The organism is Streptomyces sp. GDS52, assembly GCF_052246875.1.
In the GTDB taxonomy this organism is placed as follows: domain Bacteria; phylum Actinomycetota; class Actinomycetes; order Streptomycetales; family Streptomycetaceae; genus Streptomyces; species Streptomyces cathayae.
Genome location: NZ_CM125966.1, coordinates 5,203,396 through 5,215,454 on the forward strand (window position 1 = coordinate 5,203,396; position 12,059 = coordinate 5,215,454).

Annotated in this window: 12 protein-coding genes and 1 riboswitch; of the genes, 3 read left to right on the forward strand and 9 right to left on the reverse strand. The window is 73.9% G+C overall.

All coding sequences use genetic code 11. From position 1 onward, the window contains the following. Positions 1 to 166 precede the first annotated feature (166 nt). The 6 genes from ACTWJ9_RS23705 to ACTWJ9_RS23730 all read right to left on the reverse strand — a co-directional run bounded on the left by ACTWJ9_RS23705 (position 167) and on the right by ACTWJ9_RS23730 (position 6,826). Positions 167 to 1,024 (reverse strand): ECF transporter S component, encoded by an 858-nt coding sequence (locus ACTWJ9_RS23705; protein ID WP_279336277.1) that lies wholly within the window; start codon positions 1,022 to 1,024, stop codon positions 167 to 169. Next, complete coding sequence (locus ACTWJ9_RS23710) at positions 1,021 to 2,685, reverse strand: ABC transporter ATP-binding protein (RefSeq protein WP_279336278.1); 1,665 nt, start codon at positions 2,683 to 2,685, stop codon at positions 1,021 to 1,023. The genes ACTWJ9_RS23705 and ACTWJ9_RS23710 overlap by 4 nt, the downstream gene beginning before the upstream one ends. Beyond that, on the reverse strand, positions 2,682 to 3,848 hold the full coding sequence (locus ACTWJ9_RS23715) for an energy-coupling factor transporter transmembrane component T (RefSeq protein ID WP_443294749.1): 1,167 nt from the start codon (positions 3,846 to 3,848) through the stop codon (positions 2,682 to 2,684). The genes ACTWJ9_RS23710 and ACTWJ9_RS23715 overlap by 4 nt, the downstream gene beginning before the upstream one ends. Then, positions 3,841 to 4,530, reverse strand: coding sequence for an SCO2322 family protein (locus tag ACTWJ9_RS23720; protein ID WP_279336279.1), 690 nt, complete (start codon positions 4,528 to 4,530; stop codon positions 3,841 to 3,843). The genes ACTWJ9_RS23715 and ACTWJ9_RS23720 overlap by 8 nt, the downstream gene beginning before the upstream one ends. Beyond that, positions 4,527 to 5,783, reverse strand: a complete 1,257-nt coding sequence (locus ACTWJ9_RS23725; RefSeq protein ID WP_388701966.1) for a prenyltransferase/squalene oxidase repeat-containing protein — start codon at positions 5,781 to 5,783, stop codon at positions 4,527 to 4,529. Before ACTWJ9_RS23725 ends, ACTWJ9_RS23720 begins: the two co-directional genes overlap by 4 nt. Before the next feature lie 123 nt (positions 5,784 to 5,906). Next, positions 5,907 to 6,003: riboswitch (adenosylcobalamin-variant (AdoCbl-variant) riboswitch) on the reverse strand. A gap of 202 nt (positions 6,004 to 6,205) precedes the next feature. Beyond that, the gene (locus ACTWJ9_RS23730) at positions 6,206 to 6,826 is read right to left on the reverse strand and encodes a TetR family transcriptional regulator (protein WP_279338075.1); all 621 of its coding nucleotides are present in this window, start codon (positions 6,824 to 6,826) and stop codon (positions 6,206 to 6,208) included. 333 nt (positions 6,827 to 7,159) lie between these two features. Here ACTWJ9_RS23730 and ACTWJ9_RS23735 point away from each other — a divergent pair, with 333 nt between their 5' ends. The 3 genes from ACTWJ9_RS23735 to ACTWJ9_RS23745 are packed head-to-tail and all read left to right on the forward strand — an operon-like array spanning position 7,160 to position 10,442. Then, positions 7,160 to 8,587 carry a glycosyltransferase family 4 protein gene (locus ACTWJ9_RS23735; RefSeq protein WP_279336282.1) on the forward strand — a complete coding sequence of 476 codons (1,428 nt, stop codon included), beginning with the start codon at positions 7,160 to 7,162 and terminating at the stop codon, positions 8,585 to 8,587. Continuing rightward, a complete protein-coding gene (locus ACTWJ9_RS23740) occupies positions 8,581 to 9,369 on the forward strand; it encodes a class I SAM-dependent methyltransferase (RefSeq protein ID WP_279336283.1) in 789 nt (262 codons plus the stop codon). The genes ACTWJ9_RS23735 and ACTWJ9_RS23740 overlap by 7 nt, the downstream gene beginning before the upstream one ends. Beyond that, positions 9,366 to 10,442, forward strand: a complete 1,077-nt coding sequence (locus ACTWJ9_RS23745) for a prenyltransferase (protein ID WP_279336284.1) — start codon at positions 9,366 to 9,368, stop codon at positions 10,440 to 10,442. Before ACTWJ9_RS23740 ends, ACTWJ9_RS23745 begins: the two co-directional genes overlap by 4 nt. A 37-nt stretch (positions 10,443 to 10,479) precedes the next feature. Here the strand turns inward: ACTWJ9_RS23745 and ACTWJ9_RS23750 are convergent, their stop codons facing one another. The 3 genes from ACTWJ9_RS23750 to ACTWJ9_RS23760 all read right to left on the reverse strand — a co-directional run bounded on the left by ACTWJ9_RS23750 (position 10,480) and on the right by ACTWJ9_RS23760 (position 11,921). Continuing rightward, the gene (locus ACTWJ9_RS23750) at positions 10,480 to 10,605 is read right to left on the reverse strand and encodes a hypothetical protein (RefSeq protein WP_279338172.1); all 126 of its coding nucleotides are present in this window, start codon (positions 10,603 to 10,605) and stop codon (positions 10,480 to 10,482) included. Positions 10,606 to 10,682: 77 nt separating this feature from the next. Continuing rightward, complete coding sequence (locus ACTWJ9_RS23755) at positions 10,683 to 10,976, reverse strand: hypothetical protein (protein ID WP_279336285.1); 294 nt, start codon at positions 10,974 to 10,976, stop codon at positions 10,683 to 10,685. Between the two features lie 132 nt (positions 10,977 to 11,108). After that, positions 11,109 to 11,921 (reverse strand): hypothetical protein, encoded by an 813-nt coding sequence (locus tag ACTWJ9_RS23760; protein ID WP_443294750.1) that lies wholly within the window; start codon positions 11,919 to 11,921, stop codon positions 11,109 to 11,111. Between the last annotated feature and the right edge of the window lie 138 nt (positions 11,922 to 12,059).

Sequence of the window (12,059 nt, forward strand, 5' to 3'; positions counted from 1 at the left end):
ATTGCCGGAATGTGGTCCGCAGGTGTGCGCGCAGGTCGGGGCGGGTGGGGGAGGGGGGCGGGGGCGGGCCGAGGGCTACGAGGCCGCTTCGTATGTGATCCGGGCCATGTGGGGTGGTTCACCGTGGCGGGCCGTCGTCGTCACCGTGGGCGTGCGGGGCGATTACTCAGGGATGCCCCGTGAAAGTGACCGGCGTCTCGAAAGCGGCCCGGCGGGTGGCGCGGCGCAGGGCGCGGAGGACCGGGGCGCCCAGGGTCAGGGCCAGGACGACGGTGAGCAGGGCCCGGCCCAGGTCCCAGCCGAGGGACGTGGCCAGGCAGTACGCCACGAAGCGGGCCAGGTTGGCGGGGACCGACGCGTCCGGGTCGAAGGAGATGTTCGAGGCGAGGGCGGCCATGAAGGGCCAGCCCGCCATGTTCATCACCGTGCCGTAGGCGAAGGCCGCCAGAAAGCCGTAGGCGGCGAGCATCCACAGCTCCGCGCGGCCCCGGAGGCGGTCCGGGCCCGGGAGCAGGCCCGCGCCCATCGTGAACCAGCCCATCGCCAGCATCTGGAACGGGAGCCACGGGCCGACCCCGCCCGTGAGCAGCGCGGACGCGAACATCGTCACCGAGCCGAGCACGAAGCCGAAGCCGGGGCCGAGGACCCGGCCGCTCAGCACCATCAGGAAGAACATGGGTTCCAGACCGGCCGTCCCCGCGCCGATGGGGCGCAGGGCCGCGCCCGTCGCCGCCAGGACGCCCAGCATCGCGACCGCCTTCGGGCCGAGGCCCGACTCCGAGATCGTCGCCGCCACCACCGCGACCAGCAGCACCAGCAGCCCCGCGAAGAGCCACGGCGCGTCCTGCGCGTGGGCGTTGAGGGTGGAGGCGGGCGGGGCCAGGAAGGGCCAGCCGAAGGCGGCCACGCCCACCGCGCTCACCAGGGCCAGCGCCAGCAGCGACCGCGGTCCCAGGCGGACGGCCCGCACCTGGCGCTGCGCGCCGGTGACGGTGCCGGTGGTCGGGGTGCGTGCGGGGGTCATGACAGGGCCGCCCGTACCTGGGAGACCGTGAGCCACTGCTGCGGGGCCAGGATCTTCGCCACCTGGGGGGCGAAGGACGGGGACGCGACGACCACCTCGGCCGCCGGCCCGTCGGCGATGACCTCGCCCTCGGCGAGCAGGACCACCCGGTGGGCGAGTTCCGCCGCCAGTTCCACGTCGTGCGTGGCCAGGACGATGGCGTGGCCCTCGGCGGCCAGCCCCCGCAGCACGGCGACCAGGCGGGCCTTCGCCGCGTAGTCCAGGCCGCGGGTCGGCTCGTCGAGCAGGAGCAGGGGCGGGCGGGCGGTGAGGACGACGGCCAGGGCGAGGGTGAGGCGCTGGCCCTCGGACAGGTCACGGGGGTGCGTGTCGTCCGCGACCCCGGGGAGCAGCTCCGACAGCAGGGCGCGGCAGGTGCCCGCCTCCGCCTCCGCGTCCCGGTCCGCGGCGGCGCACTCCGCGCCGACCGTGTCCGCGTACAGCAGGTCGCGCGGCTCCTGCGGGACGAGCCCCACCCGGCGGACCAGGTCGCGGGGGCGGAGGCGGTGGGGCACGGCGTCACCGGTGCGGACCGAGCCGGCGGAGGGTTCGACCAGACCGACCAGCGCGCCGAGCAGCGTCGACTTCCCGGCGCCGTTGCGGCCCATCAGGGCGACCGTCTCGCCGGGGGCGACCGTCAGGTCGATGTGGCGCAGGGCCTGGACACGGCCGCGGCGGACGGCGAGGGAGCGGGCTTCCGCCACGGGGGCGGGCGCCGAGGCGTCGGCCCTGGTGCGTGTGAACAGGCGCCGGCCGGAGGGCACGGGAGCCGGAGCCTTCCGTGCGGGCTCCTGCTGCGCCGCGGCCCCGGCCAGCCGCTCCCGCAGCCCGGCCGCCCGACGGCGCGCGTCCCGCACGGTCAGCGGCAGCGGGGACCACTCCGCGAGCCGGCCCAGCGCCACCACCGGCGGGAACACCGGGGAGACGGCCATCACCTCCGCCGGTGTGCCGAGCAGCGGGGGCTCGCCCCGCCCCGGCAGCAGCGCCACCCGGTCGGCGTACTGGATGACGCGTTCCAGCCGGTGCTCGGCCATGAGGACGGTGGTGCCGAGGTCGTGGACCAGGCGCTGGAGGACCGCGAGGACCTCCTCGGCCGCCGCGGGGTCCAGCGCGGACGTCGGTTCGTCCAGGACCAGCACCCGCGGGTGCGGGGTGAGCACCGAGCCGATGGCGACCCGCTGCTGCTGGCCGCCGGAGAGCGTCGAGAGGGGACGCCCGCGCAGGCCGGCCAGGCCCAGCAGGTCCAGGGTCTCCTCGACGCGGCGCCGCATCACCTCCGGAGGCAGACCCAACGACTCCATGCCGTAGGCGAGTTCGTCCTCGACGACGTCCGTCACGAAATGGGACAGCGGGTCCTGGCCCACCGTGCCCACGACGTCGGCGAGTTCGCGCGGCTTGTGGGTGCGGGTGTCGCGGCCGGCCACCGTGACCCTGCCGTGCAGAGTGCCGCCGGTGAAGTGCGGTACGAGGCCGCTGACCGCGCCCAGCACGGTGGACTTGCCGACCCCCGACGGGCCGGCGAGCAGGACGAGTTCACCCTCCGGCACCTCGAAGTCGACGCCCCGCACGGAGGGTTCGGGCAGGCCGTCGTACGTCACGGAGACGTTCTCGAAGCGGATCACGACGGCTCCTTGCCGGTGTCCTCGGGGGCGGGTGTGACGAAGGCGGGGAGCAGGCCGATCAGTACGGCCGCCGCCGGCCACAGGGGGAGCGTGGGCGCGACCAGCGGCACCACACCGGGGTGCAGGGCCGCCGGATCACGCGCGGCGGCGAGCGCCAGCAGCGCCGCGACCGCCGCGCCGGAGCCGGTGACCAGCCAGGCGCGGGCGTCCCAGCGGTCCGGGCGGTAACGGGTGCGCAGGGAACGCCGGCCGCCCAGCCACAGGCCCGCGAGCGCGGCGGCGAGACCGGCCAGGAGCACGGGCAGGCCGTGGACGGCGCCCTCGGCGGTGAGCAGTCCGTACGTTCCGGTGCAGACGCCGAGCAGCCCGCCGAGGGTGAGGGCGGCGGTGGTGCGGCGGATCCCGGCCGGGACCTGCGCGCTGCGGCCGTAACCGCGGGCGTCCATCGCGGCGGCGAGCGCGACCGAACGCTCCAACGCGCCCTCCAGGACCGGCAGTCCGACCTGCAGCAGCCCCCGGACACCCCGGTCGGGACGGCCCCGCAGCCGGCGGGCGGCGCGCAGCCGCTGGACGTCCGCGATCAGGTTCGGCGCGAACGTCAGCGCCACGACGACGGCCACCCCCATCTCGTACAGGGCGCCGGGCAGGGACTTCAGCAGACGGGAGGGGTTGGCGAGGGCGTTCGCGGCACCGACGCAGATGAGCAGCGTGGCCAGTTTCAGGCCGTCGTACAGGGCGAACGTGAGGGCCTCGGCCGTGACCTCGCCGCCCAGGCGGATGCCCTGCGCCCAGTCGGGGAGCGGGACCTCGGGCAGATCGACCAGCACACGCGTGCCGGGTACGGGGGAGCCGAGGACGATCGCGAAGAGCAGGCGGACGGCGAGCACGAGGAGCGCCAGCTTGACGAACGCGCCGTAGGAGCGGGCCCAGGGCGCGTTCGGGCGGCGGGTGGCCACGACGTACGCGGAGACGGTGACGAGGAGGGCGAGCAGCAGCGGGTTGGTGGTACGGGTGGCGGCGACACCGAGGGCCAGGGCCCACAGCCACCAGGCACCGGGATGCAGGGCACTGCCCTGCCGGCGGCGCGAGGCGGGGGCGCCCGGCGGCACCGGACGTCCGGTGCCGGTGCCGGTGCGCCCCCGTGGTCGGGCGCCGCTAGCCACGACGGCGTACCTGCCAGACCGCCGCCGCCCCCAGCAACGCCACCACGGCGATCCCGGCGACCAGACCGAGCGAGGGGCCGCCGTCGCCCTCCGAGGAGGACGAAGACGCCGTCGGCGCCGAGGACTTCGCGCCGTCCTCCCCCTCCGACTTCTCGGGCTTCCCGGGCGCCGGTGCGCTGCCGCCCGACACCTGCTCCCCGCAGCCCTTCTCCGGATAGCCCGCGATCGCGCACAGCAGGGCGTTGCTGTCGTAGCGCAGGGGCTTGGCGACGGAGGCCAGGGCCTCGGCCGTCGTGGCGTCCGAGGGGACCCGGGCGCAGGCGGTGCGGCCGTCCGGCGGAGTCTCGCCGGACGGGGCGTCGGCGGCGATACCGAAGTCGATGACCAGGGCCACCCGCTTCTCACCGTCCTTCGCCGGGGTCTTCGCGCAGATCGCGGCGAAGTCGGCGGCGCCCCGGGGCCGCGTCGCGTCGGCGGAGTCCTCGCTGACGGCGAACCGGAAACCCTGGACGTCGCCGTCGGCGGGACGGGCCGTCGAGGGCCCCTGGGTGGCGTACGTCCACGCGTCGCCGTCCAGGTCCCAGAACGACCAGTACCGGTAGCCGGCGGCCTGCGCCTGGCCCACGCCCGCCAGCAGCGGCAGGAGCGCGGCCAGGAACAGCACGGTGGCCCGGCGGATCACGACTGCTGCTTCCGGCTCCGGCCGCGCAGCAGGAAGACGGCGCCGACAGCGGCGACGAGGCAGACACCGACGATCGAGAGGGTCCACCGGAGGCCGGACCCGGAGTCCGACGCGGCCTTCGCGGCCTTCTCGTCCTGTCCGGCCTTGTCGTCGTTCGCCGTCCGCGAGGACTCCCCGGCGGCCGGCCCGGTCGCCGAGAGCTGCTTCACCAGGTCGGTGCCGCCGAAGGCGCGCGGGTCGGTGCCGGTCGCGTGGGCGGCGAAGATCAGCTGGGCGTAGGCGGCGGGGCCGCTCTGGGCGGCCCAGTCGGCGGCGTTCTCCGCCAGCCAGGCCGCGGACTTCGCGGCCTGCCCGGTGGCGCCCTGCGCGGCGAGCGCGACCACCGCGTCGGCGGTGTTGCCGTAGTCGGGCTGGTCCTCGGAGCCGGGGAGGGCGGAGACGAGGTGGTCGTCCCCGGCGAGTACGCCGGCGAGGTGGGCGGCGCCGTTGGCGGCGGCCTGCTCGGGCGTGTCCGCCTTCTCGCAACCGGCGTCCGCCGACTCGCCCTTGCCGGGTTCGACCACCAGGCCCGCGCCGAGGGAGCCGGCCACGCCCGCCGCCGTGGCGTCGGTATTGGCGACCAGTTCGCCCTTCTTGCCCGGCTGGAAGGCGAACGCGCCCGCGCCGTCACCCTCGTCGTCGCACGGCAGCGCCAGCTTCAGCAGGGCGTCGTAGGGGGACTTGCCGTCCTTGACCGCCTCGGCCGGCTTCTCGCCCGTCGCGGTGAGCGCGCCGATGACCACGGAGGTGGAGTTGGCGTCGCTGTCCCCGCCCGCCATGTAGCCCCAGCCGCCGTCCTCGTTCTGCACGGACTTCAGCCAGTCGACGGCCTTGCCGACGACGGCGTCGTGCCCGCCGAGGGCGGCGAGGGCCTGGACGGCGGCGGCGGTCTGGTTGGTGTCGACCATGGTCGTGGCGTCGCACGCCGTGCCGGTGTCCGCACGGTACGGGGCGAACGAGCCGTCGGCGCACTGCTGCCCCGCCAGCCAGTCGACGGACGACTTCGGCGGCTCGACGCCCACCGTGTGCTGGGCGAGCAGGGCGAGCGACTGCCGCCACACGCCGTCGTACTGCGGATCGCCGTCGCCGTACAGGGCGGCGGGCAGGGGCTGTTGGGACGGTGAGGGGGACGGGGACGAGTCGGCGGCGGCCGGTACGGCGGCACCGATCACGGCGACGGCGGCCAGAACCGCTGCGCTGCTACGGACGTTCATGATCGGCGGATGCCTCTTTCCCACTGGGGAGCCAGGCAGCACGGGACATCCCGGCGGCTCGGCTCCGTAAACCTCGACGGTGCCGCGCCCCGGCGGGCCGCCGGGCGCGTGAGCCGGTCACGAACCGTCCGGGGCGTTCCGGCTCGCCGTCCCGGGGGACGGCTCACGGTTGCGGGTCAGCGCCGGAATTGCACCGGCTTTCCCCCGTACGGGTGATGACGACGCCGTCACTCTACCCGTACGTAAGAAAGTGGTCGGAAGTGGCGTGAACCGAGGCGGCCGAGGTCACGTCGCCATGGACCGGCCCGCCCCGTCGGTCAACCGTTCACGCGCAATCGGTCCATGGACGGCCGAAGGGTGACCGGTCAGGGGAGTGAGAGCGGCACGCGGCGGCTGACGGAAGGGCGTCGAACGTTTCGACTTCACGGCGCTCCATCCTTCGGTGCCGTCCGGTCGATCAGTCGGCACGCCGTCTCGATGTCGATCCTGACCTGGGCGATCGAGGCGCGCCCCGACAGCCAGGTGATCAGGGCCGAGTGCCAGGTGTGCTCGATGACGCGGACCGCGGCGAGCTGGTCCGGTGTGGGCTCCCCGAGGTCCATGGCGTCCAGGATGATCATCGTCGTCCGGCGGGAGACCTGGTCGACCTCCGGGCTCACGCTGCGGTCCGCGAAGGTCAGCGCGCGCACCATCGCGTCGGCCAGCTGCGGCTCGCGCTGGAGCGCGCGGAAGGCCAGCATCAGGGTCCCGGTGACCCGTTCCGCGGCCGTGTCGCCCGCCGGGGGCTTCTTCCGCAGGGTGCGGTGCATGCGCTCCAGCTGGTCCTGCATCGTGGCCACCAGCAGGTGGATCTTGGACGGGAAGTAGCGGTACAGCGTGCCCAGCGCCACCTGTGAGGACTCCGCGACCTCCCGCATCTGCACCGCGTCGAAGCCGCCCCGGCCGGCCAGCCGGGCGCTCGCGTCCAGGATGCGGCGCCTGCGCGCCTCCTGCCGCTCGGTCAGGGGTGAGGTGGGGGAGGCTCCGGTGGCACCGGCGTCCATGAGCGCCGCCTTGTCCGCCTCGCCGGACTTGTCGGTCCTGGAGGTCCTGGCGGTCCTGCCGGCCTTGTTCGGCTTGGGCGGCGTCGCCGCCTCGGCCGCCTTCTCGGTGTGGGCTTCCGTGGGCATGGGCCCCGTTCCGTGACCGTCGGTGAGGGGTGGTGATCGGACAGCATGGCACGCGTCCCGTCGTGGCGTGAATCACCTGATCCACTGCTTCCGGCGTCCCTACCTGCCGGTAGATTCGGAGCCGCGGAACGATCAACTCTGAAACTTGTTCCAGGTTAACGTCCCGACGTAGAGTCGCGGGACCGTGCAGGGAGAAGGGGGCCCAGGGTGACCGCTGAGGCCAGTCAGGCCGGGCCCTCGCGGGGTCCCTCCGCCGCCGCCGACGGCATGCGACCGCTCCGCATCGCACTCCTCACCTACAAGGGGAACCCGTTCTGCGGCGGACAGGGCGTCTACGTACGCCACCTCTCCCGCGAACTCGTCCGCCTCGGGCACCAGGTCGAGGTCATCGGCGCCCAGCCCTACCCCGTCCTCGACGAGGGCCACGACGGACTGAGCCTCACCGAGCTGCCCAGCCTCGACCTCTACCGCCAGCCCGACCCCTTCCGCACCCCGGGCCGCGGCGAGTACCGCGACTGGATCGACGCGCTCGAGGTCGGCACGATGTGGACCGGCGGCTTCCCCGAACCGCTGACCTTCTCCCTGCGGGCCCGCCGCCATCTGCGGGACCGGCGCGGCGACTTCGACGTCGTGCACGACAACCAGACGCTCGGCTACGGCCTGCTCGGCGACCTCGGCGCACCCCTGGTGACCACGATCCACCACCCCATCACCGTCGACCGGCAGCTGGAGCTGGACGCCGCCGGGAGCAGACGGCGCCGCGCCTCGGTGCGCCGCTGGTACGCCTTCACCAGGATGCAGAAGCGGGTGGCCCGCCGGCTGCCCTCCGTGCTCACCGTCTCCGGCACCTCCCGCGACGAGATCGTCGACCACCTGGGCGTACGGCAGGACCGGATCCACGTCGTCCACATCGGCGCCGACACCGACCTGTTCTCGCCGGACGCCTCGGTGCCCGTCGTGCCGGGCCGGATCGTGACCACGTCCAGTGCGGACGTGCCGCTCAAGGGCCTGGTCTTCCTCGTCGAGGCACTGGCGAAGGTCCGCGTCGAGCAGCCCGAGGCCCACCTCGTCGTGGTCGGCAAGCGCCCCGCCAAGGGGCCCGTCGCCGACGCGGTGGAGCGCTACGGGCTCGAGGGCGCCGTCGAGTTCGTCAAGGGCATCTCGGACGCGGAACTGGTCGACCTCGTGCGCTCCGCCCAGGTCGCCTGCGTGCCGTCGCTGTACGAGGGCTTCTCGCTCCCGGCCGCCGAGGCCATGGCCACGGGCACGCCGCTGCTCGCCACGACCGGCGGCGCGATCCCGGAGGTGGCCGGCCGCGACGGTGAGACCTGCCTGGCCGTCCCGCCCGGCGACGCGGGCGCGCTGGCCGCCGGACTGAACCGACTGCTCGGCGACCCCGAACTGCGCGCGCGGCTCGGCGCGGCCGGCCGGGAGCGGGTGCTGCGGCACTTCACCTGGGCCCGCGCGGCCGAGGGCACGGTGGCCCGTTACCGCGAGGCGATGGCCGGCGCGGGGACCGCAGAGGCCGCGGCGACCGCGGGCGCCGGTCCCGTCGTCGCCGGTCCCGTGGCGGCCCCGGCGCTCGTCGTAGAAGAACCCGTCACCTCCCACCGCGAAAGCAGGGCCACGTGCTGACCGTCGACTTCTCCCGGTTCCCGCTCGCCCCGGGCGACCGTGTCCTGGACCTCGGGTGCGGAGCCGGCCGGCACGCGTTCGAGTGCTACCGGCGCGGGGCGCGGGTCGTGGCACTGGACCAGAACGGCGAGGAGATCCGCGAGGTCGCCAAGTGGTTCGCGGCGATGAAGGAGGCCGGGGAGGTGCCCGCCGGGGCCACCGCCACGGCGATGGAGGGCGACGCCCTCGCGCTGCCCTTCCCCGACGCGTCCTTCGACGTCGTGATCATCTCCGAGGTGATGGAGCACATCCCCGACGACAAGGGCGTCCTCGCCGAGATGGTCCGCGTGCTCAGGCCCGGCGGCCGCATCGCGGTCACCGTCCCGCGCTACGGGCCCGAGAAGGTGTGCTGGACCCTGTCCGACGCCTACCACGAGGTCGAGGGCGGCCACATCCGCATCTACAAGGCCGACGAACTGCTGGCCAGGATGCGCGAGGCCGGCCTGCGCCCCTACGGCACCCACCACGCGCACGCGCTGCACTCGCCGTACTGGTGGCTGAAGTGCGCCTTCGGCGTGGACAACGACAAGGCGCTGCCGGTGCGGGCGTACCACAAGCTGCTGGTCTGGGACATCATGAAGAAGCCGCTGGCGACCCGCATCGCGGAGCGGACCCTGAACCCGGTGATGGGCAAGAGCTTCGTGGCGTACGCGACCAAACCGCATCTGCCGCGCACCGAGGCCGGGTCAGGCGCCGATGCCGACACGGGGGCGGGCACCGAGACCGTGGCGGCGGCCAAGTGACCACTTCCCGGACAGAACACCTCGTCCTGCCCGGGGTCCTCACCGCCGGGCAGGCCGCCGCGACCGTCGCGGGCATCCTCGCCGTGCAGCGTGAGGACGGGGCGATCCCGTGGTTCCGCGGACACCACCTCGACCCGTGGGACCACGTCGAGGCCGCCATGGCGCTGGACGCCGCGGGCGCCCACGAGGCCGCCGAGCGGGCCTACCTGTGGCTGGCCAGGCACCAGTTGGCGGACGGCTCCTGGTACGCGGCGTACGCCGACGGCGACCCGCTCGACGTCACCGACCGGGGCCGGGAGACCAACTTCGTCGCCTACATCGCCGTCGGCGTCTGGCACCACTACCTCTCCACCGGCGACGACACCTTCCTGGACCGCCTGTGGCCCACCGTGTACGCGGCGGTGGAGTACGTGCTGAAACTGCAGCAGCCCGGCGGGCAGATCGGCTGGCGGCGCGACGACGACGGCACGCCCACCACCGACGCGCTGCTCACCGGCTGCTCCTCCGTCCACCACGCGCTGCGCTGTGCGCTGGCCATCGCCGAGCAGCGGGAAGAGCCGCAGCCGGACTGGGAGTTGGCGGCGGGCGCGCTCCGGCACGCGATCCGGCACCACCCGGAGCGGTTCCTCGACAAGAACCGCTACTCGATGGACTGGTACTACCCCGTACTGGGCGGCGCCCTCACCGACACGGAGGCCAAGGCCCGGATCGCGGAGGGCTGGGACCGTTTCGTCGTCCCCGGACTCGGGGTGCGCTGCGTGATCCCCAACCCGTGGGTGACCGGCGGGGAGTCGGCCGAACTCGCCCTGGCCCTGTGGGCGACGGGCGAGTCCGACTGGGCGCTGGAGATCCTCCAGTCCATCCAGCACCTGCGCGATCCGGAGAGCGGCCTGTACTGGACGGGGTACGTCTTCGACGACGAGGCGGTCTGGCCGGTCGAGCTGACCACCTGGACGGCCGGCTCGCTGTTGCTGGCCGTCGCCGCGCTCGGCGGCCACGAGGCCACCTGCGCGGTGTTCGGCGGCGACCGCCTCCCCCGAGGCCTCGACCCGGACTGCTGCGCTCTGGTCTGAGAGGCTCAAGCGCGGAGAAGGGGCCGGGGAGGTCCGGTCAGCGCCGGTGGAGGCGGTCGGCGATGGCGTGGCCGATGAACAGGTGGACGACCGCGGCCGGTCCGTATCCGGCGCCCACCCGCGCCCACTCCGCGTCGAACGTGCTGTGTTCTCCGGGGGACACCCCCAGACCCCCCGGTCACGCGACCGGCCGCTCGGGCGGTGGCCGGGTCGTGGGTCGGAGGGGCGTGGGGGTGTGGATCAGCGCCGGTGGAGGCGGTCGGCGATGGCGTGGCCGATGAACAGGTAGACGACCGCGGCCAGTCCGTATCCGGCGACCACCCGCGCCCACTCCGCGTCGAACGTGAACAGGTCACGCGACCAGCCGGCCAGCCAGGAGGCCGCGTCATGGACGAACTGCACCAGGTCGTTGGCCCGGTTGGCGTCCAACAGGTACATCAGAATCCACAGTCCGAGAATGACGGCCATGATGTCCGCGATCACCGCGACGACCGTCCCCGCGGAAGTGGAACCCGTGCGATTTCGAGGGGACATGATGTCCGTCTGGCCCCGGAATCCCGATGCAAACCCGGACGACGGTCAACACCGGGAATTCCGCGGGAATTCAGCTGCACGACAACGGCCCCCCGCCCGGCAGGGCGAGGGGCCGTACGGCATGGAGCGGGGTCAGCCGCGCTGGATGCCGGAGGTGTCCTGGAGCACGCCGCGGCGGCCGTCCTGCGTCTGGGCGACGAGGGCCGCTCCGCGCTGTTCGACGGCCAGGTACCAGGTACCGGGGGCCAGTTCGGCGATCGGCGTCTGCGAACCGTCCTCCGGGAACAGCGGCCGGGGCACCGGGACGGCGAACCAGAACGGCGAGAAGTCGGCGACGGGCGGCGCGGCCGGCTGGCCGGGCTGCTGACCGCCGAACGACTGACCGGGCTGGCCGGACTGCGGCGGGCCGCCGAAACCGGCCTGCTGCGCACCCGGGTAGCCGTAACCGGCGGGCGGCTGGGCGCCGTAGGGCTGCGGGGCGGCGGGACGGGGCGCCGGAATGAGGGCACCCTTGAGGGCGGGGACCAGGGGGGTGGCGACGGCGGCCGCGGCCAGGAGCAGGGCGGCGATCAGGCCGAGGATCAGGCCTGCGCCGGCTTCGGGCTCCCTGCCGCCGAGACCGGAGAGGACATCATCGAACGCCCCCAACGGGTCGATGATCGTCCAGAAAGACGTCCACGCGGCGAAGATCGTCAGAGCCACGCCGAACTGACCCAGGTCAAGACCGGCGACCTTCGGCGGCTGGGGCAGCACACGGGCCATGACGATGAGAGCGGCACCGGCGATGCCGGCGATGTACAGGCTCATCACCAGACCCAGGTTGTCCCAGGCATTGGGGATGTCGCCTTCGTCGCCGCCGAACGTGTCGAGGAACGACGCGATGAACAGCAATACCGCTGCTCCGATCACCACGCCGTCGCCTCGAGTGAGGGAGCGGATATTCACTTCAGGTCCTTCTGGGTCGTCTCGTCGTCGGTAGAGGCGTCGCTGTCACCACCTCGCCCTCGGGGCCCGGTGTGAAGCGCGGGGGTGACCCCTCATCGTGGGAACGACACTATCGTCCGCACGATCGGGCTGTCCGCC